This is a genomic window from Paraburkholderia sp. Ac-20340, assembly GCF_017104965.1.
Lineage (GTDB): Bacteria > Pseudomonadota > Gammaproteobacteria > Burkholderiales > Burkholderiaceae > Paraburkholderia.
The window spans coordinates 86238-111256 of the sequence record NZ_JAAGPR010000018.1; the positions used below are offsets into that span (position 1 = coordinate 86238).

21 protein-coding genes are annotated in these 25019 nt (G+C 64.4%); 16 read left to right on the forward strand and 5 right to left on the reverse strand.

Annotated features, from left to right (window positions below):
* Positions 1 to 76: 76 nt before the first annotated feature.
* Positions 77 to 1543 (reverse strand): glucose-6-phosphate dehydrogenase, encoded by a 1467-nt coding sequence (gene zwf, locus G3N59_RS21720; protein ID WP_205984688.1) that lies wholly within the window; start codon positions 1541 to 1543, stop codon positions 77 to 79.
* A 609-nt stretch (positions 1544 to 2152) separates the two neighbouring features.
* Between zwf and G3N59_RS21725 the strand changes: the two genes are divergently transcribed.
* The 4 genes from G3N59_RS21725 (at position 2153) to ugpC (ending at position 6477) form a co-directional block, all read left to right on the forward strand.
* Positions 2153 to 3400 (forward strand): ABC transporter substrate-binding protein, encoded by a 1248-nt coding sequence (locus tag G3N59_RS21725; protein WP_205984689.1) that lies wholly within the window; start codon positions 2153 to 2155, stop codon positions 3398 to 3400.
* Between the two features lie 135 nt (positions 3401 to 3535).
* Positions 3536 to 4480 (forward strand): sugar ABC transporter permease, encoded by a 945-nt coding sequence (locus G3N59_RS21730; RefSeq protein ID WP_205984690.1) that lies wholly within the window; start codon positions 3536 to 3538, stop codon positions 4478 to 4480.
* Positions 4470 to 5327 (forward strand): carbohydrate ABC transporter permease, encoded by an 858-nt coding sequence (locus G3N59_RS21735; RefSeq protein WP_205984691.1) that lies wholly within the window; start codon positions 4470 to 4472, stop codon positions 5325 to 5327. The genes G3N59_RS21730 and G3N59_RS21735 overlap by 11 nt, the downstream gene beginning before the upstream one ends.
* A 31-nt stretch (positions 5328 to 5358) precedes the next feature.
* The gene (ugpC, locus tag G3N59_RS21740; RefSeq protein WP_205984692.1) at positions 5359 to 6477 is read left to right on the forward strand and encodes a sn-glycerol-3-phosphate ABC transporter ATP-binding protein UgpC; all 1119 of its coding nucleotides are present in this window, start codon (positions 5359 to 5361) and stop codon (positions 6475 to 6477) included.
* A 123-nt stretch (positions 6478 to 6600) separates the two neighbouring features.
* On the opposite strand, the gene G3N59_RS21745 is transcribed toward ugpC, so the two are convergent.
* Together G3N59_RS21745 and trxB are read right to left on the reverse strand one after the other, a co-directional pair.
* Positions 6601 to 7365 (reverse strand): Smr/MutS family protein, encoded by a 765-nt coding sequence (locus tag G3N59_RS21745; RefSeq protein WP_205984693.1) that lies wholly within the window; start codon positions 7363 to 7365, stop codon positions 6601 to 6603.
* Positions 7366 to 7554: 189 nt separating this feature from the next.
* Entirely contained in the window at positions 7555 to 8550 is a 996-nt protein-coding gene (gene trxB / locus G3N59_RS21750) for a thioredoxin-disulfide reductase (RefSeq protein WP_205984694.1), read from the reverse strand.
* A gap of 366 nt (positions 8551 to 8916) precedes the next feature.
* Between trxB and G3N59_RS21755 the strand changes: the two genes are divergently transcribed.
* Positions 8917 to 11232 (forward strand): DNA translocase FtsK, encoded by a 2316-nt coding sequence (locus tag G3N59_RS21755; protein ID WP_205984695.1) that lies wholly within the window; start codon positions 8917 to 8919, stop codon positions 11230 to 11232.
* Between the two features lie 34 nt (positions 11233 to 11266).
* The gene (lolA, locus tag G3N59_RS21760) at positions 11267 to 11986 is read left to right on the forward strand and encodes an outer membrane lipoprotein chaperone LolA (RefSeq protein WP_205984696.1); all 720 of its coding nucleotides are present in this window, start codon (positions 11267 to 11269) and stop codon (positions 11984 to 11986) included.
* Between the two features lie 74 nt (positions 11987 to 12060).
* Here the strand turns inward: lolA and G3N59_RS21765 are convergent, their stop codons facing one another.
* Positions 12061 to 13131 carry an MBL fold metallo-hydrolase gene (locus G3N59_RS21765; RefSeq protein WP_205984697.1) on the reverse strand — a complete coding sequence of 357 codons (1071 nt, stop codon included), beginning with the start codon at positions 13129 to 13131 and terminating at the stop codon, positions 12061 to 12063.
* Positions 13132 to 13369: 238 nt separating this feature from the next.
* Here G3N59_RS21765 and G3N59_RS21770 point away from each other — a divergent pair, with 238 nt between their 5' ends.
* The 6 genes from G3N59_RS21770 (at position 13370) to G3N59_RS21795 (ending at position 20225) form a co-directional block, all read left to right on the forward strand.
* Positions 13370 to 13810, forward strand: a complete 441-nt coding sequence (locus tag G3N59_RS21770) for a MerR family DNA-binding transcriptional regulator (protein ID WP_205984698.1) — start codon at positions 13370 to 13372, stop codon at positions 13808 to 13810.
* A gap of 42 nt (positions 13811 to 13852) precedes the next feature.
* Complete coding sequence (gene aceK, locus G3N59_RS21775) at positions 13853 to 15643, forward strand: bifunctional isocitrate dehydrogenase kinase/phosphatase (RefSeq protein WP_205984699.1); 1791 nt, start codon at positions 13853 to 13855, stop codon at positions 15641 to 15643.
* A gap of 43 nt (positions 15644 to 15686) precedes the next feature.
* Positions 15687 to 16916, forward strand: a complete 1230-nt coding sequence (locus G3N59_RS21780) for an acetyl-CoA C-acetyltransferase (protein ID WP_205984700.1) — start codon at positions 15687 to 15689, stop codon at positions 16914 to 16916.
* Between the two features lie 93 nt (positions 16917 to 17009).
* Entirely contained in the window at positions 17010 to 17687 is a 678-nt protein-coding gene (locus G3N59_RS21785; protein WP_205984701.1) for an SDR family oxidoreductase, read from the forward strand.
* A gap of 75 nt (positions 17688 to 17762) precedes the next feature.
* Positions 17763 to 18206 (forward strand): YchJ family protein, encoded by a 444-nt coding sequence (locus G3N59_RS21790; protein ID WP_205984702.1) that lies wholly within the window; start codon positions 17763 to 17765, stop codon positions 18204 to 18206.
* 546 nt (positions 18207 to 18752) lie between these two features.
* Positions 18753 to 20225: a prolyl oligopeptidase family serine peptidase gene (locus G3N59_RS21795; protein WP_205984703.1), complete on the forward strand. Its 1473-nt coding sequence runs from the start codon at positions 18753 to 18755 to the stop codon at positions 20223 to 20225.
* A gap of 53 nt (positions 20226 to 20278) precedes the next feature.
* On the opposite strand, the gene G3N59_RS21800 is transcribed toward G3N59_RS21795, so the two are convergent.
* Entirely contained in the window at positions 20279 to 20419 is a 141-nt protein-coding gene (locus G3N59_RS21800; protein WP_205984704.1) for a hypothetical protein, read from the reverse strand.
* A 240-nt stretch (positions 20420 to 20659) separates the two neighbouring features.
* Between G3N59_RS21800 and bioA the strand changes: the two genes are divergently transcribed.
* From bioA to bioB, 4 genes are read left to right on the forward strand one after another with little or no spacing between them, the layout of a single operon-like run.
* Positions 20660 to 21937 carry an adenosylmethionine--8-amino-7-oxononanoate transaminase gene (gene bioA, locus G3N59_RS21805; protein WP_241023714.1) on the forward strand — a complete coding sequence of 426 codons (1278 nt, stop codon included), beginning with the start codon at positions 20660 to 20662 and terminating at the stop codon, positions 21935 to 21937.
* Complete coding sequence (gene bioF / locus G3N59_RS21810) at positions 21937 to 23130, forward strand: 8-amino-7-oxononanoate synthase (protein WP_205984706.1); 1194 nt, start codon at positions 21937 to 21939, stop codon at positions 23128 to 23130. The genes bioA and bioF overlap by 1 nt, the downstream gene beginning before the upstream one ends.
* Complete coding sequence (gene bioD / locus G3N59_RS21815; RefSeq protein WP_205984707.1) at positions 23130 to 23855, forward strand: dethiobiotin synthase; 726 nt, start codon at positions 23130 to 23132, stop codon at positions 23853 to 23855. Before bioF ends, bioD begins: the two co-directional genes overlap by 1 nt.
* A gap of 57 nt (positions 23856 to 23912) precedes the next feature.
* Entirely contained in the window at positions 23913 to 24998 is a 1086-nt protein-coding gene (bioB, locus tag G3N59_RS21820; RefSeq protein WP_205984708.1) for a biotin synthase BioB, read from the forward strand.
* Positions 24999 to 25019: the final 21 nt, after the last annotated feature.

Below are 25019 nucleotides of genomic sequence, written 5' to 3' on the forward strand. Positions count from 1 at the left end.
ATCCATCATGGCGCGGCTAACGCCTACGAAAACCTGCCGCGCCTTGCGCACTTACAACTGCGTCTGCATCAAGGCGTCAATTCTCTTCTTCGAGCCAGCAGGTGCCGTGCTGCGCGAGCATCGCGCTCGCCGCCGCCGGTCCCCACGTGCCCGCCGCGTACGGCTTGGGCGGTCTCGTGGACGCGTTCCACTCGTTGAGAATGGGCTCGACCCATTTCCACGCGGCTTCCTGTTCGTCGCGGCGCACGAACAGCGCCAGACGACCGTTGATGACGTCGAGCAGCAGACGCTGGTACGCCTCCATCTGCCCTTCGCGGAAGAAGCGATCGAAGGCGAGATCCAGATGCACGCTCGCGAGGTTCATGCCTTCGCCGGGCTGCTTGGCGAGGCAATAGAGGCGAATCGTTTCGTTCGGCTGCAGGCGGATCACGAGGCGGTTGGAGCCCGGACGCAGCGCCGTGGGCCCAAGCGCCGAATGCGGCACCGGCCGGAAGTTCACGACGATTTCCGCGACGCGGTCGGCCAGCCGCTTGCCCGTGCGCAGGAAGAAGGGCACGCCAGCCCAGCGCCAGTTTTCGATTTCCACCTTCAGCGCGACGAAGGTGTCCGTTCGGCTGTCGGGCTTGACGCCTTTTTCGGTGGCGTAGGCCGGCACCGGCGTGCCGCGGATCACGCCCGCGTGATACTGGCCGCGCACCGCGACCTTGCTGATTTCGTTGGGATCGATGGGCTTGAGCGCGCGCAGCACGCGCAGCTTTTCGTCGCGCACCGAATCCGAATCCATCGAGTGCGGCGGCTCCATCGCGACGATGGAAAGCAACTGCAGCAAGTGGTTCTGCACCATGTCGCGCAGCGCGCCGGTGTTGTCGTAGAAGTCGCCGCGCGCTTCCACGCCCAGTTCTTCGGCGATGGTGATCTGGATGCTTTCGACCCATTCGCGGCGCCACAGCGGCTCGAACAGCGCATTGCCGAAGCGCAGCGCCAGCAGGTTCTGCACCGGCTCTTTACCGAGGTAATGGTCGATGCGGTAGATCTGTTCTTCCGCAAAGATTTCGCCGACCGCATCGTTGATCGCATTCGACGACTTCAGGTCGTAGCCCAGCGGCTTTTCCAGCACGATGCGCGAGTTCTCGTTCAGGCCGACCGCGGCGAGCGCGCGGCAGATCGGCACGAACAGCGACGGGCCGGTGGCCAGATAGAACACGCGGATGCCGGGCAGACCGGCGATGCCGTCGCGCAGCGTGCCGAAGTCTTCGGCGCGCGACAGATCGAGCTTTACATAGACGATGCGTTCCAGAAAGCTCGCCCACGCGGCTTCGTCCAGACCGTTCTTCGAGACGTGCGGCTTGACGTGTTCCTCGACCCACTGGAGATAGTGATTGCGGTCGTCTTCATGACGCGCGACGCCCACGATCTTGCCGGACTCGGCCAGCATGCCCGAGCGGTGCGCTTCGAACAGTGCCGGAAGGATCTTGCGCATCGCCAGGTCGCCGGTGGCGCCGAACAGCACGAACGTGAAGCCTGAATCGGTAGGGAATTGCATAGTCTCCGTCACAGTCCAGATGGGCCGGAAGCGGTCCGCGGAAGCCGCGCCAGCCAGGCGCGGGCGAGGGTCCGTCGAGCGGCCGTAGTCCGATAAAATTTTTTTTGACACTGAATTGTAGTTTAACTACAATCCAAATCAAGAGGTAACGTTCATTCGATGAAAAAAGCGTGGGGAAGCGCGGCCCGGTGAGGGTTTGCGGCGGTCTTCAGGCGAATTTCGAGAGTGGGACGGAACGTCTCTCATGTTAATGGACAATGAAACCGTCCATCGGCGAGCCCGGCGAACCACGCGGGCAAGCGGCAGGGAAACGTTGGGCTGCACGCGCATGAAAAATGCGGGCGGCACCTCGACTGGTCGCGCATCAACCTGGCGGGCGCGGCCGGAGAAAATCAAAAGAGGAGACAGTCAGTTGCATCCCGAACCACTCATCTCTTGAGCGTCCAGCGGCCGGACACCGGCCCGCGGCCCGCGCGCATCCAAAGACAACACGCGCGCGTGGTACTCCGGCGCCAGTCCGTCCAGTGTTTTGCCTGTTTGAACTACACCGCACCCTGGGTATCAGGGGCCAACCGTCTTTTTTGTTCAGGTGTCTGGAGGAGATAAGCAATGAAATTCCGAGCGATCATGGGCGCCCTGTGCGCAGCAGGTCTGATGGGCGGCGTTGCCACGGCGCAAGCTGCCGAGTCGATCGAAGTGCTGCACTGGTGGACGTCGGGCGGCGAATCGAAGGCCGTCGGCGTGCTCAAGGACGACATGCAGAAGCAGGGCTACACCTGGAAGGACTTCGCCGTTGCCGGTGGCGCGGGTGCGGCTGCAATGACCGCACTGAAGACCCAGGTGATCTCGGGCAATGCGCCGAGCGCAGCCCAGATCAAGGGTCCGCTGATCCAGGAATGGGCGGAGCAGGGCGTGCTGGTGCCGATCGACTCGGTCGCCGGCGACTGGAAGGCCAATCTGCCGCCGCAGATCGACAAGATCATCCACGCAGACGGTCACTATGTTGCCGCGCCGTTCTCGGTGCACCGCGTGAACTGGCTGTGGATCAACAAGGCTGCACTCGACAAGGTTGGCGCCAAGCCGCCTGCAACGTGGCCGGAATTCTTCGCACTGGCTGACAAGCTCAAGGCCGCCGGCATCCAGCCGGTCGCCGCTGGCGGCCAGCCGTGGCAGGACCTGACGCTGTGGGAAGACGTGGTGCTCTCGCAGGGCGCGGACTTCTACAAGAAGGCCATCGTCGATCTGGACCAGAAGACGCTCACTTCCGCGCAGATGGTCGGCGTGTTCGACACGGTCCGCAAGATCGAGTCGTACATGGATAACGGCCGCACGGGTCGCGACTGGAACCTCGCCACGGCCATGGTCATCAACGGCAAGGCCGGCATGCAGTTCATGGGCGACTGGGCCAAGGGCGAGTTCGCCAACGCGAACAAGAAGCCGGGCGCGGACTACATCTGCGCACCGGTGCCTGGCACCTCGAAGGGCTACACCTTCAACGTCGACTCGTTCGTGTTCTTCCAGCAGAAGGGCCAGAAGACGGCGACGCCGGGTCAGCTCGCGCTCGCCAAGACCATCATGAGCCCGGCTTTCCAGGAACAGTTCAGCCTGTACAAGGGCTCGATCCCGGTGCGTCTGGGCGTCGATATGAGCAAGTTCGACGATTGCGGCAAGCAGTCGTACGCGGATGAGCAGACGGCCATCAAGGCCGGCGGCTACGTGCCGTCGCTGGCTCACGGCATGGCGCAAGCCGATGCCACGGCCGGTGCGATCACCGACGTCGTCACGAAGTTCATGAACTCGACGCAGGATTCGAAGAGCGCGGTCGAAGCGCTCGCGAAGGCTGCGAAGACGAAGTAAGAACGCAGTGAGCGTGTGAAGCAAGACGGGGTGGGCCGCTCAGGCGGCGCACCCCGGGCATGACGGTTCAACCCGAACCCCATCATCGTGCGCAGAATCCCCTTCGATTTTTCGCACCGTAACAGGAGTTGCGCAGTGACTGCTTCTCTTAGCGGCAACGGCAAGGCGGCATCGCCTGCTGAATCGCGCCGCGCGTCGCCGATGGCGGCGCTTGCAGACCGCTGGATTCCGAAGCTGGTGCTTTCGCCCAGCATTCTGATCAGCCTTGTGTTCGTCTACGGCTTCATCGCCATCACCGGCTATATATCGCTGTCCAATTCGCGATTGATGCCGCGTTACGATTTCGCAGGCTTCGACCGTTACAGCGAGCTGTTCTCGAACGACGTGTGGTGGACGTCGGCGCAGAACCTCGGCTGGTTCGGCATTCCGTTTATCGCCATCTGCGTGTTTCTCGGGCTTTTTCTCGCGATCCTGCTCGACCAGCAGATTCGTCAGGAAGGCGCGCTGCGCGCGGTGTTCCTCTATCCGATGGCGCTCTCGTACATCGTGACGGGCACGGCCTGGCAATGGATCTTCAATCCCGATCTGGGCATCCAGCAGGTGCTGCACGACTGGGGCTGGACGAGCTTCCAGCTCGGCTGGCTCAACGACCCGGACAAAGCCATTTTCTGTATCGTGGTCGCGGCCGCATGGCAGTCCACGGGCTTTTGCATGGCGCTGTTCCTCGCGGGCCTGCGCGGCGTGGATAGCGAAATCTTCAAGGCCGCCCAGGTGGACGGCGCGACGCTGCCCACGATCTATCGCAAGATCGTGATTCCGAGCATGCGTCCGGTGTTCTTCTCGGTGCTGCTGATTCTCTGCCACATCACGATCAAGACGTTCGACCTGGTGGTGGCGCTCACCGCGGGCGGCCCGGGCACGTCGTCGTCGCTGCCGGCCATCTTCATGTACACGTTTTCGTTCAACCGCGGGCAGCTTGGCGTCGGCGCAGCGTCGTCGATGATGATGCTCGCCACCGTCGTGGCCGTGCTCGTGCCGCTGATGTACCTGGAATCGAGGAGCACGCGCAATGCAGCCTAAGATGACGGTGAGCCGCGTGTTTATCTACGCGGTGCTGATCCTGTTCGCGTTGTACTTCCTGTTCCCGCTCTACGTGATGCTGTCGACGTCGTTCAAGACGCTCGACGAACTGCACACGGGCAACATGCTCACGCTGCCCGCGCACCCGAGTTTCGCGCCGTGGGTGAAGGCGTGGAGCGAAGCCTGTACCGGCGTGCGTTGCGACGGCATGCAGCCGTTCTTCATGAACTCCGTGAAGATGGTGATTCCGGCCGTGCTGATCTCGTCGATCATCGGCGCGTTCAACGGTTATGTGCTCACGCACTGGCGCTTCCGTGGCGCGGACGCCCTGTTCACGATGCTGCTGGTGGGCTGCTTCATCCCGTTCCAGGCGATCCTGCTGCCGATGGCGCGTCTTGAAGGCATGCTCGGCCTGTCGAACACGATCGGCGGTCTGGTGGTCGTGCACGTCGTCTACGGGATTGCGTTCACCACGATGTTCTTCCGCAACTTCTACGTGAGCGTGCCGGCTGAACTCGTGAAGGCCGCGCGCATCGACGGCGCCGGCTTCTTCATGATCTTCACGCGCATCATGATGCCGATCTCGCTGCCGATTTTCATGGTGTGCCTGATCTGGCAATTCACGCAGATCTGGAATGACTTCCTGTTCGGTATCGTGTTCTCGGGCGTCGATTCGATGCCGATCACGGTGGCGCTGAACAATCTCGTGAACACGTCCACGGGCGTGAAGGAATACAACGTCGACATGGCCGGCGCGATCATCGCCGCGCTGCCCACGCTGCTCGTCTACGTGATCGCCGGCCGCTACTTCGTGCGCGGCCTCACGGCGGGCGCGGTGAAGGGCTAAGAAGCTCTATTCGATTAAAAGGATTCATAGCATGGCAAGCCTTTCCATTCGCGACGTCTACAAGACCTACCCGAACGGGGTGCCCGTCCTCAAGGGCGTGAACATCGACATCGAAGACGGCCAGTTCCTGATTCTGGTCGGCGGCTCGGGCTGCGGTAAGTCGACGCTGCTCAACATGATCGCGGGTCTCGAAACCGTGACCAAGGGCGAAATCATGATGGACGGCAAGGTGGTGAACAACCTCTCGCCGAAAGATCGTGACATCGCCATGGTGTTCCAGTCGTACGCGCTTTACCCGTCGATGACGGTGCGCGAGAACATCTCGTTTGGCCTGAACATCCGCAAGGTGCCGAAGCAGGAACAGGCGCAGATCGTCGATCGCGTGTCCAGCATGCTGCAGATCCAGCATCTGCTCGATCGCAAGCCGGGCCAGCTGTCGGGCGGCCAGCGCCAGCGTGTGGCGATGGGCCGCGCGCTCGCACGCGACCCGATCATGTTCCTGTTCGACGAACCGCTCTCGAACCTCGACGCCAAGCTGCGTATCGAGATGCGTTCGGAAATCAAGCTGCTGCATCAGCGCGTGGGCAAGACCATCGTCTACGTGACGCACGACCAGATCGAGGCGATGACGCTCGGCGACCGCATCGCGGTCATGAAGGACGGCATCGTGCAGCAGTTCGGCGCACCGCAGGACATCTACGATTCGCCGTCGAACCTGTTCGTGGCGGGCTTTATCGGCGCGCCGCCGATGAACTTCATCAACGGCCGGCTGGTGGAGCAGGGCTCGGGCGTCGGTCTCGAACTCGACACGGGCGTGGCGCGCAACGTGCTGAATCTGCCGTTCGAGGCGAACAAGGTGCGCGGCCATATCGGCCAGGAAGTGGTGCTGGGCCTGCGCCCGGAACGCATCACCGACGCGCGCAGCTCGCACGACGGTCACGGCCACGAACTGCAACGTCACACGGTCAAGGTCGATGTGATCGAGCCGACCGGCCCGGACACGCTGGTGTTCGCGCAGGTCAACGGCAAGCGCGTGGTGAGCCGCGTGCACCCGGGCGCGAATCCGCAGCCGCTGAACAACATGGAACTGCTGTTTGACGTGTCGAAGGCCGTGCTGTTCGATCCGAAGACGGAAGAGCGGATTGCCTGATCGCGCTTGAACCGGCTTGATCCGGCGGTTGCTGTAATAGAAAAACCCGTTCGCTGCGCTAGCAGGAACGGGTTTTTTGTCGGGCTGACGTCAGGTCGAACGTCGAACGTCGAACGTCGAAGATCAGGGATGACCGTGCTGGCCGTGCCCATGCGTGTGCGGCTGCAGCAGCACGAGCACCGCGCCGGCGCCGCCGTCATGCGGACGCGCCTGGCAGAACGCGATCACTTCTTCCTTCTGCACGAGCCACGCGCGCACCTTGCCCTTGAGCACCGGTTCCTTGCCCGCGGAGCCCAGCCCCTTGCCGTGAATCACGCGCACGCAGCGCAGCCCGCGCTTGCCGGCTTCGCGGATGAAATTCTGCAGCGCCTCGCGCGCTTCTTCCCGGCGCATGCCGTGCAGGTCGAGTTGCGCCTGCACGATCCACGTGCCGCGGCGCAGCTTCTTGACCACTTCCTCGCTGATGCCGGGGCGGTGGTAGTACAGCGAATCGTCGGTTTCGAGCAGCGCTTCGGGATCGAATTCGTCGGAAATCGCTTCGTGCAGGACCGCTTGCTCGTCGAGTTGCGTCTGCAACGGCAACGGCACGGGCGCCTGGCGGCGCGGCTGGGCGCGCGGCGGCGCGTTGAGCGGCGCGACCGAGCCGATCTCGCGGCGGAACAGATCGCTGTCGGCGGCGGCTTCGACGCGCGCGGCCTGAGCGACGACGCGTTCGCGCTCGCGCTGGCGCGTCTGGGTCTTGAGCGCGTCGCGCAGGCTGCCGAGGCCCGAAAAGCCGCTGGCTGGCTTGCCGGGTTCGAGCACGGGCGCGGGCGCGACGGGCGCCGCGACCGGACGGGCAGAAGCGGGGCGCTTGGGTTCGCCCGGATGGGGGACGTTCTTGGGCATGACGAATGAAACGCGAGGCGCTGGTTGAATCGGATCGTCGAGCGTGTCCATGCACGCTCGCGGCAAATGAAAAAGGGCCGCCGGCTGGCTGGCCGCGGCCCTCTTGCGAAGCGCCGCCGGGCTAGATCTAGCCGCAGCGCGCTATTTTACCGGTTGACTGGCGAGTGGCCAGACGACTGGCTGAACGGCTTAACGATCCGCTTCGGCGCTCATCACGTGCGCCTGGCCCAGTTCGTTCACCGTTTCGAGGTAACGCTGCGCGTCGAGTGCGGCCATGCAGCCCGTGCCGGCGCTGGTGATCGCCTGGCGATAGACGTGATCCTGCACGTCGCCTGCCGCGAACACGCCCGCCACGCTCGTGCCGGTGGCGTTGCCGTTCAGGCCGCCATTCGTGATGATGTAGCCGTTCTTCATCTCCAGCTGGCCTTCGAAGATGTCGGTGTTCGGCTTGTGGCCGATCGCGACGAACACGCCTTGCAGATCGAGATCGGTCGTTTCGCCCGTCTTCGTGCTCTTGATGCGCAGACCGTTCACGCCGCCTTCGTTACCCTTGACTTCGTCGAGCACGTGATCCCACTTGATCTCGACCACGCCTTCCTTTTCCTTCTCCAGCAGACGGTCGATCAGGATCGGTTCGGCGCGGAACTTGTCGCGGCGATGGATCACCGTGACCTTCTTCGCGATGCCCGAGAGGTACAGCGCTTCTTCGACCGCCGTATTGCCGCCGCCGATCACGGCGACGTGCTGGTTACGGTAGAAGAAGCCGTCGCAGGTCGCGCAGGCCGACACGCCGCGGCCCATGAACAGCTCTTCGCTGGGCAGGCCGAGGTATTGCGCCGATGCGCCGGTGGCGATGATCAGCGAATCGCAGGTGTACTCGCCCGAATCGCCGATCAGGCGGATCGGCTTTTCGTCCAGCTTGGCCGTGTGGATGTGATCGAACACGATTTCCGTGTTGAAGCGCTCAGCGTGTTCGAGAAAACGCTGCATCAGTTCCGGGCCCTGGACGCCGTTCGGGTCGGCGGGCCAGTTTTCCACGTCGGTCGTGGTCATCAGCTGGCCGCCCTGGGCGAGACCGGTGACGAGCAGCGGCGAGAGGTTCGCGCGTGCCGCATAAACGGCTGCCGTGTAGCCGGCGGGGCCGGAACCGAGAATCAGGACTTTGGCGTGTTTGGTTGCGGACATGGTCGAATTCCGTAGAAGGCGCTGCGCGGCGGGTAAGCCTGCGCGGCTGCCGGGGTTCGCGTGGGCCGCCCGCAGTGCGGCGGGGCTCAGGCAAGGTAGTTGGGTATCAGCCCGCAATTATAAAGGCCGGGGGAGTTCGATGCGTCATGAGGGTTTCTCATCGCGGCGATAGCCTGGCGGGGCCGCGCCTGCGTCGTAAAGCCCGCGCCCACGCCGTTGTCAGTTACCGTCATTTACAGCGTGGGGCCGCCGGGGCCGAAACAACGCGTTTACAATAGGCCGCATCGGACGGCCGCCGCGCCCGTCTGCCGGGGCGTTCCGGCAGCGCGCCCGCGCCGCGCAAGCATCAAGAATCACCGGGATTCAATGGCCAAAACTCCCTTTTCCGCGCAGGCGCAGGCATTGCCTCACCGCATGTCGCGTCTTTTCACCGAAATCCGCTGGATCCTGCAGGTCGCGCTAGGCGTGTTCCTGCTGATGGCGCTCATCAGCTACAGCCGGCGCGATCCGAGCTGGACCCATGCCGCCCAGGTCGACCATATCTCGAACTGGGCCGGGCGCGTCGGCGCCTGGACCTCGGACATCCTGCTGCTGCTGTTCGGCCTGTCCGCCTACTGGTGGGTGGTGATTCTCGCGCGCCACATCTCGAAGAACTACCGGCGCATCACGCGCCACGAAGCGCTGCCCGACGACGATGAAGACAAGCCGCGCGACCATAGCTGGGTCGCCGAAGCCTTCGCCTTCGTGCTGGTGCTGCTCGCCTGCGATGGCATCGAAGCGCTGCGGATGTGGTCGCTCAAGGTGCAGTTGCCGCGCGCGCCCGGCGGCGTGGTGGGCGAGGCCGTCGCGCGCGGCGTCTCGCATGCGCTCGGCTTTACGGGCGGCACGCTCGCGCTGCTGCTGGCGCTGGGCATCGGCCTGTCGCTGTACTTCCGTTTCTCCTGGCTTTCCGTTTCCGAGAAAGTCGGCGAATCGATCATCAATGCCGTGACGATGGCGCGCCTGCGCCGCGAAGCGCGCAGCGACCGCAAGCTCGGCGAAGCCGCGGCGGTCAAGCGCGAAGGCAAGGTCGAGCGCGGCCGCGTGAAGATCGAGGAGCACGAGCCGGTCACGATCGTGCCACCGGTGGTCACGCCGCAGCGCTCAGAGCGCGTCGAGAAAGAGCGCCAGGTGCCGCTCTTCACCGACCTGCCGGGCGATTCCACGCTGCCGCCGATCTCGCTGCTCGACCCCGCGCCGGCCGCCCAGGAAACCATTTCGGACGACACGCTCGAATTCACCTCGCGCCTGATCGAGAAGAAGCTCAAGGACTTCGGCGTCGATGTCGCGGTGATGGCGGCTTATCCCGGCCCGGTCGTGACGCGCTACGAAATCGAACCCGCGACCGGCGTGAAGGGCAGCCAGATCGTCAATCTGGCCAAGGACCTGGCGCGCTCGCTGTCGCTGGTGTCGATCCGCGTGGTGGAGACGATTCCGGGCAAGAACTGCATGGCGCTCGAACTGCCGAACCAGCGCCGCCAGACCGTGCGCCTGTCGGAAATTCTCGGCTCGGCGGTGTATGCCGATGCGTCTTCGGCGCTCACCATGGGGCTGGGCAAGGACATCGGCGGCAAGCCGGTGTGCGCCGATCTCGCCAAGATGCCTCACCTGCTGGTGGCCGGCACGACCGGCTCGGGCAAGTCGGTGGGCATCAACGCGATGATTCTCTCGCTGCTCTACAAGGCCAGCGCCGACCAGGTGCGCATGATCCTGATCGATCCGAAGATGCTCGAAATGAGCGTCTACGAAGGCATTCCGCATCTGCTTTGCCCGGTCGTGACCGACATGCGCCAGGCCGGCAACGCGCTGAACTGGACCGTCGCCGAGATGGAGCGCCGCTACAAGCTCATGAGCAAGATGGGCGTGCGCAATCTCGCGGGCTACAACAACAAGATCGAGGAAGCGAACAAGCGCGAGGAGAAGATTCCGAACCCGTTCAGCCTCACGCCGGACGACCCGGAACCGCTCCAGAAGCTGCCGAATATCGTCGTCGTGATCGACGAACTGGCCGATCTGATGATGGTGGTCGGCAAGAAGGTCGAAGAGCTGATCGCACGTATCGCGCAGAAGGCGCGCGCGTCCGGCATCCACCTGATTCTGGCGACGCAGCGGCCTTCCGTGGACGTCATCACCGGTCTGATCAAGGCCAACGTGCCGACGCGGATGGCCTTCCAGGTGTCGTCGAAGATCGACTCGCGCACGATTCTCGACCAGATGGGCGCGGAATCGCTGCTCGGCATGGGCGACATGCTCTATCTGCCGCCGGGCAGCGGCCTGCCGGTGCGCGTGCACGGCGCGTTCGTCGGCGACGACGAAGTGCATCGCGTGGTCGACAAGCTCAAGGAACAGGGCGAGCCGAACTATATCGAAGGCATCCTCGAAGGCGGCGTGTCGGGCGAGGGCGACGAGGGCACGGCAAGTGCTTCCGGTACGGGCGACGAGTCCGATCCGCTCTACGATCAGGCCGTCGAGGTGGTTATCAAGAACAAGCGCGCGTCGATCTCGCTTGTGCAGCGGCATCTGCGCATCGGGTATAACCGTGCTGCGCGGCTGCTCGAACAGATGGAGCAGTCGGGGCTGGTTTCGGCGATGTCGTCGAGCGGCAACCGTGAAATCCTCGCGCCCACGCGCGACGCCGACTGAAGACGCCCCCTATTTCGCTATTGGAGAACGATAGATGCAGTTTTTCGCAGGACATACGGCCCGTTTGAATGGTTCGACGCTGGGCCGCGCGGCGCGTGCCGTGACCGTCGCGCTGGGCACGACGCTCGTGATGGCGGGCCACGCCTACGCCAGCGGCACCGATCAACTCAAGCAGTTCGTCAGCCAGGTGCACGCCGCGCGCGGCGCGTTCGTGCAGCGCGAACTCAAGACGCCGTCGAACGCCAAAAACACCAGCGACGCCATCGCCACGGCCACGCTCAACGCCAAGGTGTCGAGCGGCACCTTCGTGTTCTCGCGTCCGGGCAAGTTCGTCTGGTCGTACGAGAAGCCGTACCAGCAACTGCTGCAGTCGGACGGCGACAATCTCTACGTCTACGACAAGGACCTGAACCAGGTCACCGAGCGCAAGCTGGGCGGCGCGCTGGGCGCGAGCCCGGCGGCGATCCTGTTCGGCAGCAACGATCTGGACAAGAACTTCACGCTGTCGGATGCGGGCGTGAAGAACGGCATCGACTGGCTGCAACTGATTCCGAAGTCGAAGGACACGCAGTTCAAGAGCGTCGGCATTGGTTTTCGTGACGGCAATCTCGAAGCGATGGAACTGCACGACGTATTCGGCAACGTGACGCTGCTGACTTTCTCGAACATCGAGAAGAACCCGTCGCTGCCGGCTTCGACGTTCAAGTTCGTGCGTCCCAAGGGCGCCGACCTGATCACGGGCGGCGCGAACTGATACGCGTAGCGTGCGGATGACATGCAAAGGGGCGGCTTGAAACGAGTCGCCCCTTTGTTTTTAGCCGCCGTGAATCACGCGGAAAAACGGATCACGCCGTCTTCGCCGATCCGGCGCGTGAGCTGGCCTTCGAACCACAGCAGATGCAGATGCGCGAGCGCTTCGCCCATCGCAAAGGTGAGCTGGTGCATGTCGAGCTTGCGCTTGAACATCAGCGGCACGATATCGGCGGCGCTTTGCGGCGCGTTCGTGCAGGCTTCCAGCACTTCGGCCAGCCGCGCCACGTGGTGCTCGCGCAATTGCGCGATACGCGTGCGCACGCCGCGGAACGGCTTGCCGTGCGAGGGCAGCACGAGCGTGTCGGCGGCCATCGTTTCGTAACGGCCCAGCGATTCGAGGTAGAGGCCGAGCGGATTGCCTTCCGGCTCCATGTCGAACACGGACACATTGGTCGAGATGCGCGGCAGCACCATATCGCCGGAAATCAGCACGCCGGTTTGCTCGCACAGCAGCGCGCAATGCTCGGGCGAATGGCCGAAGCCCGTCACCACGCGCCAGTCGCGCCCGCCGATCTTCACGACATCGGCGTCGCGCAGACGGCGATATTGCGACGGCAGCGCCGGCACGAGATTCGAGTAGTAGTTGCGGCGCGTGCGCAGTTGATCGAGCGAGGCTTCGTCGGTGACGCCGTGACGCGCGAAGTGGCGCGCCGCGCCTTCGCCGCCCGCGTTCGAGCCATTGCCCGAAGCCAGCACCGCCGCGCTCATGTATTCGCCGAGCGTCGTCCACAGGCGCACGTCCCAGCGCTTTTTGTCGCCGCCCGCGCAGATCCAGTGCGCCAGCCCGATGTGGTCGGGATGGCTGTGCGTGACCAGCACGCGCAGCACCGGCAAGCCTTCGAGCTGGCTGTCGAACACCTTTTCCCAATGCGCCTTGATGGTGTCGTCGGTGATGCCGCAGTCCACCACGGTCCAGCCCGGCTGACCGTCGATCTCATCGCGCAGCAGCCACAGATTGATGTGATCGAGCACGAACGGCAGCGGCATGCGCAGCCATTTCACGCCGGGCGCGACATCGAAGGCGATGCCCGAATCGGGCAGGGTATCGGCGAAAGGGTAGTCGAGCTGGTGTTCGAGGGCGTTCATCGTGGAGGGTGTCTCGTGTCGTTATGTGGGTTCGGCTGTCATTGTCGCCGCATTGCGCCATTTCTGCTGGCGGACCGGCGGACTGTTCCGGCTGGCGGAACAAAGACCGGCGCGCGGGCGCTTTTCATCGACGGTTGCACAAGCTTGCGCTTGACGATAACGTAAACGTCGATTCCAACGAAATAAAGCCAGGCTGCCCGGCCAGAATCTCTGGCCCTCGCGAGCTGCGCCTCCCGACATGAACCAGTACACGATTACCGAACTCGCCCGCGAATTCGACGTGACGCCGCGTGCGATCCGTTTCTACGAAGACCAGGGCCTGCTCGCGCCGAGCCGCGAAGGCGCTGGCGGCCTCAAGCGCGTGTTCTCGGGCCGCGACCGCACGCGTCTGCGGCTCACGCTGCGCGGCAAGCGCCTGGGCTTCACGCTCAACGAGATTCGCGCGCTGCTCGATCTCTACGAATCGCCCACGGATACCTTGCCGCAGCTTCAGGCCTTCCTCGACACCGTCGTGCGCCACCGCGAAATCCTGGAGCGCCAGCGCGACGACCTCGACGCCACGCTCGAAGATCTCGCGCAGTACGAAGCGCAGGCGCGCGTGCTGCTGGAAAAGAACGCGCCGGGCGATCCGCGCAAGGCCGCCGAAGCCGCGCCGGCCAGCACCGCCGACACGAAGTAAGCGACCCCGCACGCCATCGACACACGAAGCCAGGATCGCGCCATGAGACATTTCCCGAAACTGCTCTCTTCGCAGATCGGCTTCGACGTGGCGCAGACCATCCTCGACGGTTTCAACCTCCATTACCGCAGCTTCGGTGCGGCCGCCGTGCAGGCGCAGGCGTGTTTCGAAGCGGCGGACTGGCGCGGCCAGCAGCAACTCGCGCGCGAGCGTATCGCCTCGTATGACCAGCGCGTGCGCGAATGCGTGCATGCGCTCGAAGACGAATACGACGCCGAAAGCATCGACGATGACGTCTGGGAGCAGATCAAGCTGCACTACATCGGCCTGCTGACCACCCACCGTCAGCCCGAATGCGCCGAGACGTTTTTCAATTCGGTGTGCTGCAAGATCCTGCATCGTTCGTACTTCAAGAACGCGTTCATTTTCGTGCGGCCCGCGATCTCGACCGAATATATCGAGAACGACGAACCGGCCGCGCGGCCGACCTATCGCGCGTATTACCCGGCCAAAGACGGGATGGCTGTCACGCTTGCGCGCATCGTCACGAACTTCCAGCTGGAGACGCCGTTCGAAGATCTCGAACGCGATGTCGCCTGCGTGATGCAGAGCATGCGCGACACCTTCGGCGTGGTCGAGCCCAAGGCCAATCTGCAGATTCACACGCTGGCTTCGCTGTTCTTGCGCAACCAGTCGGCGTATATCGTCGGGCGCATCATCAACGGCGATATCGTCGTGCCCTTTGTCGTGCCGATCCGGCATGTCGCCGAAGGTGCCGGGAAGGGCAAGCTCGCGCTCGATACCGTGCTGCTGCGTTCGGACCCGGTGCTGATCATGTTCAGCTTCGCGCACTCGTATTTTTTCGTCGATATGGAAGTGCCGTCGGCGTATGTGGCGTTTCTGCGCAGCATCATGCCGCGCAAGGCGAAGGGCGAAATCTATACCTCGCTCGGGCTGCAAAAGCAGGGCAAGAATCTGTTCTATCGCGATCTGCTGCATCACCTTTCGCATTCGAGCGATCTGTTCGAGGCGGCGCCCGGCATTCGCGGCATGGTGATGATCGTGTTCACGCTGCCGTCGTTTCCCTATGTGTTCAAGGTCATCAAGGACCGTTTTCCCGCGCCGAAGGAAACCACGCGCGAGCAGGTGGTGGCGAAGTATCAACTGGTGAAGCGGCACGATCGCCTCGGGCGTCTGGCCGATACGCTCGAATATTCGAGCGTCGCGCTGCCCATCGCGCGGCTGGACGCAGCGCTCGTGAAGGAGCTGGAAACGCACGCGCCTTCGATGATCGAGTACGACGGCGACAAGCTCGTGATTCGCCATCTGTACATCGAGCGGCGCATGGTGCCGCTCAATCTCTGGCTGCAGAACGGCAGCGACGAGCAGGTGGAGCACGGCATCCGCGAATACGGCAACGCGGTGAAGGACCTGATGCGCGCGAATATTTTTCCGGGCGACATGCTCTACAAGAATTTCGGCGTGACGCGCCATGGCCGCGTGGTGTTCTACGACTACGACGAAATCGAATATCTCACCGACTGCAACGTGCGCGCCGTGCCCGCGCCACGTTATGAGGATGACGAACTATCGGATGAGCCGTGGTACGCCGTCGGACCGCGCGATATTTTTCCGGAAACGTACGGCACGTTTTTGCTCGGCGATCCGCGTGTGAAGCGCTATTTTCTCGCGCATCACGCGGATTTTTTCGAGCCCGCGATCTGGCAGGACAGCAAGACGCGGCTGCTCGCGGGCGATGTGCCCGACTGTTTGCCTTATGAAGAAACGGAGCGTTTTTGTATGCGCTTTCCGGAGCGGTTTTTGAGCGCATAGCGCGCGGCAACCGATCATCGAACCGAACACAAGGAGGATGGACATGAGCGAGACAAACACACAGACGCAGACACAGACACAGACACAGACGCAGCAGGACGCAATCGTGATCGTCGCGGCGGCACGTACGCCGATGGCCGGTTTTCAGGGCGAACTCTCAGCATTGACGGCGCCGCAACTCGGCGCTGCGGCGATTGCGGCCGCTGTCGAGCGCGCGGGCCTCAAGCCCGAACAGATCGAAGAAGTGGTGATGGGCTGCGTGTTGCCCGCGGGCCAGGGACAGGCGCCCGCGCGCCAGGCGGCGTTGGGTGCGGGCTTGCCGCTTGCCGCGGGCGCGACCACGGTGAACAAGATGTGCGGCTCGGGCATGCGCGCGGCGATGTTCGCGCACGACATGCTGCTGGCCGGTTCCGCCGATGTGATCGTCGCGGGCGGCATGGAGAGCATGTCGAATGCGCCGTATCTGTTGCCGAAAGCGCGTGCGGGCATGCGCATGGGCCACGGCCAGGTGCTCGATCATATGTTCCTCGACGGTCTGGAAGACGCCTACGACAAGGGGCGTCTGATGGGCACGTTCGCCGAGGAATGCGCGGGCGAATACGACTTTTCGCGCGAACGCCAGGACGCCTTCGCCATCGAATCGCTCAGGCGCGCAAAACGCGCCAACGAAGACGGCTCGTTCGGCTGGGAAATCGCGCCGGTGAAAGTGGCCTCGCGCGCGGGCGAGACGACCATCGAACGCGACGAGCAACCGTTCAAGGCCAACATCGACAAAATCCCCACGCTCAAGCCCGCGTTCAGCAAAACGGGCACGGTGACGGCGGCGAATGCATCGTCGATTTCGGATGGCGCGGCGGCGCTCGTGATGATGCGCGAATCGACGGCGAAGCGCCTGGGCGTGCAGCCGATCGCGCGCGTGACCGGCCACACGACCTTCGCGCAGGAACCCGCGAAGTTCACGACCGCGCCGGTGGGCGCGATTGCGAAGCTGTTCGACAAGACCGGCTGGAAAGCCGAAGACGTCGATCTTTTCGAAATCAACGAAGCCTTCGCCGTAGTCACGATGGCGGCGATGAAAGCGCACGATCTGCCGCACGAGAAGGTCAACGTGAACGGCGGCGCGTGCGCGCTCGGCCATCCGATCGGCGCTTCGGGCGCGCGCATTCTCGTCACGCTGATCGGCGCGTTGCGCGCGCGCGGCGGCCGGCGCGGCGTGGCGAGCCTGTGTATCGGCGGCGGCGAGGCGACGGCAATGGGCGTCGAACTCATGTAGGCTCATGCCTGACGTGCGCCGCAGGGAGGCGGCGCATCGCAACACCCGCATGCGGCGCTGGGCAAAGGCCGCGGCACACCAGACAGGTGCAAGATGAAGACAGCGTTGATCGTGGGTGCGTCGCGCGGGCTCGGGCTCGAGTTCGCGCGCCAGTATGTGAAAGCCGGTTGGCGCGTGCTGGCCACGGCCCGTTCGGAACAGGCGCTCGCGGATTTGCGCGCGCTCGGCGCGCAGACTTATCCGTGCGATATCGCGCGGCCCGAGGACATCGCGGCGCTCGGCTGGAAGCTCGACGGCGAGCGGCTGGATGTGGCGCTGATCGTCTCGGGCGTTTACGGGCCGCGTACCGAAGGCGTGGAAACCATCACGGCCGAAGACTTCGAATACGTGATGAACACCAATGTGCGCGGGCCGATGCAACTGATCCCGATCCTGCTGCCGCTCGTCGACGCGGCGCATGGCGTGCTGGGCGTGCTGTCGAGCCGCATGGGCAGCATCACGCAGACCACCGGCACGACCGGCTGGCTCTATCGCGCGAGCAAGGCCGCCGTGAACGACGTGCTCAAGATCACGTCGCTGCAGACGCGCCGCGCCACCTGCATCGCGCTGCATCCGGGCTGGGTGCGCACCGAGATGGGCGGCGCGCACGCGGCCATCGATCCGCAGGCGAGCGTGGCGGGCATGCGCGAAGTGGTGGCGGAAGCCGCCGCCGCGCGCGAAGTGTTCAACGGCCGCTTCTTCCAGTACGACGGCACTGAACTCGACTGGTAAGCCGGGCAGTGGATAATCAGGGCCGCCTCGCGTGAGCGGGCGGCTTTTTTATTTTGCAGAAGGAATGGTTTTTCCATGAGCGCAGACAACACACGTCCCCTCGAATGTCCGTGCGGCGGCGCGGTGCCCAATCAAAAATCGGGCGCGAAGACGCCGCGTTTTGCCGACTGCTGCGGCCGTTTTATCGACGGCGGGGCGCTGCCGGCGAGCGCGCTCGAATTGATGCGCTCGCGCTATTCGGCTTACGTGCTGGGCGATGTCGCCTATCTGCGCGCGACGTGGGCCAGCGAGACCTGTCCCGCCGATCTCGATGTCGATCCCAACGAGCCGGGCGCGCCGCGCTGGCTCGGTCTTGCGGTGAAGCGCCATGAGCCGCTCGACGAAACGCATGCGCGCGTGGAATTCGTCGCGCGTTACAAGAGTGCAGGGCGCGCGTACCGGCTGCATGAATTGAGCCGTTTCACGCGCGGCGACGATGGCCGCTGGCGTTACGTAGACGGCGACATCATCGAAGGTTGAATGCGTGGGCGCCGAAGCAAAAGCGCGCCGGATTGCCTGAATCCGCGCTTTTGCAAACACGCGCTTACTGAAAAAGCACCGCGAAAACCCTGCAATCACGCCGCAAAAAACGGGGACGTTGGCGCTGCGCGACACGTCTCATCCGTCATTATTTTCGCCTTCCGTTACCTCGCATTACCTCGAAATCCGCCGATCCGCCGTGGCTCAAGGGCTGCGCGCGCCTGGCACGTGTTATGCCGGGTTACCCCTGAATTGCACAACAATTATTTGTCGTGCGAGTATCCAATCACGGTGTCCGTTTCGCCATTAAGAGCTTGTTGAAAAACATCTTCACGGCGACTTCAAAAGCGGATGCTGGCGGCGAGTCTGATCGATGACAGAAAGGCGCCGCTAAGGTGTTCCGATCGGTTTTACTTCCCTGCAACGGGTCATGCCACGCCAGGCTTTCGGGCCAGGCGCGCCAGTGTTCCGTTGTGTCCGCAAAGGACGGGGACAGTTGCTCGGTAGTCAGATTCACAGCGGGATTTTCGCAGGCGGGTGTAGCGCATGGCGTTCAGGAAGCTTCTTACCGGATTTGCGGTGGCCAGCACGGCATGTGTGCTGTCGGTGGCACACGCAGCCTCACTTTCGGATCAGGCCGCTGTGGCGGGTGCGCAAGTTCCCGCTCAGGTTTCCACGCAGATTTCAAACGCTGCGGCGCGCGCCAGCACCGCTTCGCAATCCTCGCTCCCCAGCAACGCAAGCGGCCCGCTCGGCAGCGCACGCGTGCCGCGCCTCGCGCTCGACGACGCGTATCTGCCCATGGTGCACGCGGGCATGAACGCCCAGATCATCCAGATTCCGGTTCCCGGCGAATCGGACGTCACGCTCGAAACCACCGTGTATCGCCCGGACGGCCCAGGCCCGTTCCCGATGGTGATCTTCAACCACGGCAAGATTCCCGGCGATCCGCGCATGCAGCCGCGTAGCGACCCGATGTCGTTCGCGCGCGAATTCGTGCGTCGCGGTTACGTCGTGGTCGCGCCGAATCGTCGCGGCTTCGCGGGCTCGGGCGGCACCTACGAACAGGACGGCTGCGATGTAGCGAGCAACGGCATGGGCCAGGCCGCCGATGTCGCCACGACGGTCGATTACATGTCGAAGCAGCCGTACGTGGACGCGAACCACATCGCCGTGGCGGGCACCTCGCACGGCGGTCTCGCGACCATGGCCTACGGCACCGAAGCCGCGCATGGCGTGCGCGCGCTCATCAACTTCTCGGGCGGTCTGCGTCAGGACGCCTGCACGGGCTGGCAGGACAACCTGAGCCAGGCGTTCGGCGATTACGGCGGCAAGGCCCGCGTGGCCTCGCTCTGGCTCTACGGCGACAACGATTCCGTGTGGACGCCGGAACTCGTCACGAAGATGTACGCGGCGTTCCGCACCGCTCAGGCGGGCGACGCGCATACGGGCTCGGCTGCAAAGCTGGTCGATTTCGGCGCCTACAAGAACGACGCGCATCGCCTCGTGGGCGACCGCGACGGCGTGCAGGTCTGGTGGCCGCAGGTCGAAGCCTTCCTCGCGAATCAGGGCATGCCCACTTCGGTGCAGTACCGCGTGGAAACGCCGGCCGCGCCGCGTGCGAGCGGCTATGCGTCGATCGATTCGGTGGGTGCGGTGCCGTTCCTCGATCAGTCGGGCCGCGACGGTTATCGCAACTTCCTCAAGCAGTACCCGAGCCGCGCGTTCGCGGTGTCCGATTCGGGCGCCTGGTCGTGGGCCGAAGGCGGCGACAACCCGATGGACGTGGCGATTGCGAACTGCCAGAAGCACAGTTCCGATCCGTGCCGCCTCTACGCGGTGAACGGCAACGTGGTGTGGGCGAACGAGAACGCCACGACCGCACAGAACGATGCCCGCGACGAAGGCCATGCCGTGGCCGACAACAACGGCAGCGGCGCCAGCAACGCAATCAACGCAATCAACGCAATCAACGCAATCAACGCCGCCGATACCGCGCACTCGCTGGCGAGCCGCTAAGCGCGTCCGGCTCGTTCGCGATCACCTCGAAAGGCGCCACGCGGCGCCTTTTTTCATGCCCGATCCTGCGGCGATCTCATGTTCAATCCCCAATTAATCAGGTCGATGCCGCCCGCGAGCCGCTGGTTCGCCTGCACGAGCGCATATTTTTTTGCATAAGCGCGCGTCACTTTGTCGTCGTCATCTACGCGCATTTCCGCACTTTGCAAACGAAGTGCGCGTAGCTGCCGCAAACCCCGCCGAACCCCGCTGCCACGGGCCTCGAAAGCCCATTTTGGGGGTAGTGCATTGCGCGAACGAACGCGCTAAATTCGGCTGCGCTGTCGTATCGGGAGCCGTAATTGGACTCGCAAAACAAGAACTTGCAAAACAAACCAGGCAACGATGACTGGATCGCGCGCAGCCTGCGCGCCGTCTGGCACCCTTGCACCCAGATGAAACACCACGAGCGTCTGCCGCTCGTCGCCGTCTCGCGCGGTGAAGGCCCGTGGCTCTACGACCACGAAGGCCGGCGCTATCTCGACGCGATCAGTTCGTGGTGGGTGAATCTGTTCGGCCATGCCAATCCGGCCATCAACGCCGCGCTCAAGGCGCAGCTGGACACGCTCGAGCACGTGATGCTCGCGGGCTGCACGCACGAGCCGGCCGTCGAACTGGCGGAACATCTCCAGGCGCTCACCGACAACGTGCTCGGCCACGCGTTCTTCGCTTCGGACGGCGCGTCGGCGGTCGAGATCGCGCTGAAGATGAGCTTCCACGCCTGGCGTAATCAGGGCGCGAGCGACAAGCGCGAATTCGTCTGCCTCGCCAACAGCTATCACGGCGAGACCATCGGCGCGCTCGGCGTGACGGATGTGAAGCTCTTCAGGGATGCTTACGATCCGCTGCTCACGCACGCGCACGTAGTCGGTTCGCCCGACGCGCGCCTCGCGCGCGAAGGCGAAAGCGCCGCCGATGTCGCCCGCCGCGCCCTCGCCGATGTCGAAAAACTCTTCGCCGAACGCGAAGGCCGTATCGCTGCGCTGATCGTCGAGCCGCTGGTGCAGTGCGCTGCCGGCATGGCGATGCATGATGCGTCGTATCTGCGCGGCCTGCGCGCGCTGTGCGACCAGTACAAGGTGCACCTGATCGCCGATGAAATCGCCGTCGGCTGCGGGCGCACCGGCACGTTCTTCGCCTGCGAGCAGGCCGGCATCTGGCCCGATCTGCTGACGCTTTCGAAGGGCATCAGCGGCGGCTATCTGCCTTTGTCGATCGTGCTTTCGCGCGACGAAATCTACGCGGCGTTCTACGACGACGACACCACGCGCGGCTTCCTGCATTCGCACTCGTACACCGGCAATCCGCTCGCGTGCCGCGCGGCGCTCGCCACGCTCGACCTGTTCGCGCGCGAAGGCGTGCTGGAGTCGAACGCGCGCAAATCCGCGCAACTGCGCACGGCGTTCGCGCCGCTCGAAACGCATCCGCTCGTGCGCAATCTGCGCCAGTGCGGCACGATTCTCGCGTTCGACGTGGCGCTCGACGATCCCGCACGCGCGAGCACGTTCTCGCGCCGTTTCTTCGAAAACGCCTTGCAGCGCGAGTTGCTGTTGCGCCCGATCGGCACCACGGTCTACGTGATGCCGCCATATATTCTGGACACCGAAACGCAGGCGCTGCTCGCGGCGCGCACGCGCGAGACTTTCGACGCGACCGTCGCGGAGGACCTCTGATGCATTTGCTGGACACGCTCGAAGCGAGCCTGCGCGAGATCGACGCGCACGGCCTGCGCCGCCGCCGCCGCACCATCGATACGCCGTGCGACGCGCACATGACCGTCGATGGCCGCGAGACGATCGGCTTCGCGAGCAACGATTACCTGGGCCTCGCCGCCCATCCGCAACTGGTTGCCGCGCTGGCCGAAGGCGCGCAGCGCTACGGCGCGGGCAGCGGCGGCTCGCATCTGCTGGGCGGCCATTCGCGCGCGCACGCGCAACTCGAAGACGATCTGGCCGCGTTTGCGGGCGGTTTCGTCGACGCGCCGCGCGCGCTGTATTTCAGCACCGGCTATATGGCGAACCTCGCCGTGCTCACCGCGCTCGCGGGCCGCGGCACGACGATCTTTTCCGATTCGCTGAACCACGCTTCGCTGATCGACGGCGCGCGTCTGTCGCGCGCCGAAATCCAGATCTATCCGCATTCGGATATGGACGCGCTCAGCGCGATGCTCGACGCCAGCGACGCTAGCGCCAGGCTGATCGTGAGCGACACCGTATTCAGCATGGACGGCGATGTCGCGCCGCTCGCGCGTCTGGTCGAACTGGCGGAGCAACACGGCGCGTGGCTGGTTGTCGACGATGCGCACGGTCTGGGCGTGCTCGGCCCGCAAGGGCGCGGCGCGATTGCCGAAGCGGCGTTGCGCTCGCCGTATCTCGTGATGGTGGGCACGCTCGGCAAGGCGGCGGGCGTGTCGGGCGCATTCGTTTGCGCGCATGCGACCGTGATCGAATGGCTCGTGCAGCGCGCGCGTCCGTATATCTTCACGACGGCGTCGTCGCCGGCGGTGGCGCATGCGGTGTCTGCCAGCCTGCGCCTGATCGCCAGCGAAGAGGGCGACGCGCGGCGCGCGCATCTGAATCATCTGATCGCGCGCACGCGTGCGATGCTCAAGGCCACCTGCTGGATGCCGGTCGATTCGATCAGCGCCGTGCAGCCGCTCGTGATCGGCTCGAACGATGCGACGCTGGCGCTGCAGGCCACGCTCGAAAGCGATGGCCTGTGGGTGCCGGCCATTCGTCCGCCGACCGTGCCGGTGGGCACGTCGCGGCTGCGCATTTCGCTTTCGGCCGCGCATGCGGATGGCGATCTCGACCGACTCAACGAATCGCTGCAACGCGCAAGCCGCGCGGCACAGGAGGGCGCGTAATGAGCCAGGCCAAGGTTTCTTTTTTCGTCACCGGCACCGATACCGAGATCGGCAAGACCTTCGTGAGCGCGGCGCTCTTGCGCGGCCTCACGCACGCGGGCCTGCGCGCCGCGGCGCTCAAGCCGGTCGCGGCGGGCGCGTATGAGCGCGACGGCGTCTGGCACAACGAAGACGCCGATCAGCTCGACGCCGCCGCCAGCGTGCTGCTGCCGCCCGACATGCGCACGCCTTTCCTGCTCAAGGAGCCGGCCGCGCCGCATATCGCCGCTGCGCTGGAAGGCGTGACGCTCGATATGGCGCGCATCGTCGATTGCCATCGCGCCGCCTGCGAGCGCGCCGATGCAGTCGTGGTCGAAGGCGTCGGCGGTTTCCGCGTGCCGCTCACGCCGCGCGAGGATACGGCCGATCTGGCTGTTGCACTCGGTCTGCCGGTCGTGCTGGTGGTCGGCATGCGGCTGGGCTGCATCAGCCACGCGCTGCTCACAGCCGAAGCCGTTGCCGCGCGCGGGCTGAAGATCGCGGGCTGGGTCGCGAACCGCATCGACCCGAACATGACTTTCCCCGAGGAAAACATCGATACCTTGCGCACGCTGCTGGCGGCGCAATTCGACGCGCCGCTGCTCGGCGTCGTGCCGCATATGCGCGGTGCGAGCGCCGACGACGCGGCCGGACATCTGAACATCGATCTGTTGCTTGCACGCCTGTCCGCTGTGGCGGCGCGCTAAAAAAGCAGCAAGACGAAGCGAACAACACAGTCAAACGTCACGAAGGACTTCGACACCATGACGCAAACCCACATCGACCTCACCTCGCTGAAGGCCACCGCGCCGAGCGCCCACGCTGCCGCTGAAGACGCTGCACGCTGGAAAGTCGCCGACGTTGCGGCGCTTTACGAGCTGCCGTTCAACGACCTGATGTTCCGCGCCCAGCAGGTCCATCGCGAGCACTTCGACGCCAACGCCGTGCAGCTTTCCACGCTGCTGTCGATCAAGACCGGCGGTTGCGAGGAAGATTGCGCGTACTGCCCGCAGTCGTCGCATTACGAAACCGAACTCGAAGCCGGCAAGCTGATGGCGGTCGACGCCGTGCTCGACGCGGCCCGCGCGGCCAAGTCCAACGGCGCGACGCGCTTTTGCATGGGCGCGGCGTGGCGCAATCCGAAGGATCGCCACCTCGAGCCGATCAAGGACATGATCCGCGGCGTGAAGGCGATGGGTCTGGAAACCTGCGTGACGCTCGGCATGCTCGAAGATCACCAGGCGAAGGAACTCGCCGATGCGGGCCTCGACTACTACAACCACAACCTCGATACCTCGCCGGAGTACTACGGCAAGATCATCACGACGCGCACGTACGAAGACCGTCTGGAGACGCTCGAGCGCGTGCGCGACGCGGGCATCAACGTGTGCTGCGGCGGTATCGTCGGCATGGGCGAGTCGCGCCGCGAGCGCGCGGGCCTGATCGCGCAGCTGGCGAACATGGAGCCGTACCCGGAATCGGTGCCGATCAACAATCTCGTGCAGGTCACCGGCACGCCGCTCGAAGGCACGGAGCCGATCGATCCGTTCGAATTCGTGCGCACGATCGCGGTCGCGCGTATCACGATGCCCAAGGCGATGGTGCGTCTGTCGGCGGGCCGCGAGCAGATGGACGACGCGCTGCAGGCAATGTGCTTCATGGCCGGCGCGAACTCGATTTTCTACGGCGACCAACTGCTGACGACCAGCAATCCGCAAGCCGAAGCCGACCGCAAGCTGCTGCAACGTCTGGGGATCTCGGCGCAGGCTGCGCAGCATCTGCCGTCGGACGATCATGGTCACGCGCATGGTCACGATCACTCGCACGGCGGCTGCGGCCACTGCGAATGAAGCGCGAATAAGCCTTCGTTC

Bases quoted from the DNA above. Each gene is read 5' to 3' on its own strand.
- zwf (WP_205984688.1), bottom strand. From the start codon at position 1,543: ATGCAATTCCCTACCGATTCAGGCTTCACGTTCGTGCTGTTCGGCGCC.
- G3N59_RS21725 (WP_205984689.1), top strand. From the start codon at position 2,153: ATGAAATTCCGAGCGATCATGGGCGCCCTGTGCGCAGCAGGTCTGATG.
- G3N59_RS21735 (WP_205984691.1), top strand. From the start codon at position 4,470: ATGCAGCCTAAGATGACGGTGAGCCGCGTGTTTATCTACGCGGTGCTG.
- ugpC (WP_205984692.1), top strand. From the start codon at position 5,359: ATGGCAAGCCTTTCCATTCGCGACGTCTACAAGACCTACCCGAACGGG.
- G3N59_RS21745 (WP_205984693.1), bottom strand. From the start codon at position 7,365: ATGCCCAAGAACGTCCCCCATCCGGGCGAACCCAAGCGCCCCGCTTCT.
- trxB (WP_205984694.1), bottom strand. From the start codon at position 8,550: ATGTCCGCAACCAAACACGCCAAAGTCCTGATTCTCGGTTCCGGCCCC.
- G3N59_RS21755 (WP_205984695.1), top strand. From the start codon at position 8,917: ATGGCCAAAACTCCCTTTTCCGCGCAGGCGCAGGCATTGCCTCACCGC.
- lolA (WP_205984696.1), top strand. From the start codon at position 11,267: ATGCAGTTTTTCGCAGGACATACGGCCCGTTTGAATGGTTCGACGCTG.
- G3N59_RS21765 (WP_205984697.1), bottom strand. From the start codon at position 13,131: ATGAACGCCCTCGAACACCAGCTCGACTACCCTTTCGCCGATACCCTG.
- G3N59_RS21770 (WP_205984698.1), top strand. From the start codon at position 13,370: ATGAACCAGTACACGATTACCGAACTCGCCCGCGAATTCGACGTGACG.
- aceK (WP_205984699.1), top strand. From the start codon at position 13,853: ATGAGACATTTCCCGAAACTGCTCTCTTCGCAGATCGGCTTCGACGTG.
- G3N59_RS21780 (WP_205984700.1), top strand. From the start codon at position 15,687: ATGAGCGAGACAAACACACAGACGCAGACACAGACACAGACACAGACG.
- G3N59_RS21785 (WP_205984701.1), top strand. From the start codon at position 17,010: ATGAAGACAGCGTTGATCGTGGGTGCGTCGCGCGGGCTCGGGCTCGAG.
- G3N59_RS21790 (WP_205984702.1), top strand. From the start codon at position 17,763: ATGAGCGCAGACAACACACGTCCCCTCGAATGTCCGTGCGGCGGCGCG.
- G3N59_RS21795 (WP_205984703.1), top strand. From the start codon at position 18,753: ATGGCGTTCAGGAAGCTTCTTACCGGATTTGCGGTGGCCAGCACGGCA.
- G3N59_RS21800 (WP_205984704.1), bottom strand. From the start codon at position 20,419: ATGCGCGTAGATGACGACGACAAAGTGACGCGCGCTTATGCAAAAAAA.
- bioA (WP_241023714.1), top strand. From the start codon at position 20,660: ATGAAACACCACGAGCGTCTGCCGCTCGTCGCCGTCTCGCGCGGTGAA.
- bioF (WP_205984706.1), top strand. From the start codon at position 21,937: ATGCATTTGCTGGACACGCTCGAAGCGAGCCTGCGCGAGATCGACGCG.
- bioD (WP_205984707.1), top strand. From the start codon at position 23,130: ATGAGCCAGGCCAAGGTTTCTTTTTTCGTCACCGGCACCGATACCGAG.
- bioB (WP_205984708.1), top strand. From the start codon at position 23,913: ATGACGCAAACCCACATCGACCTCACCTCGCTGAAGGCCACCGCGCCG.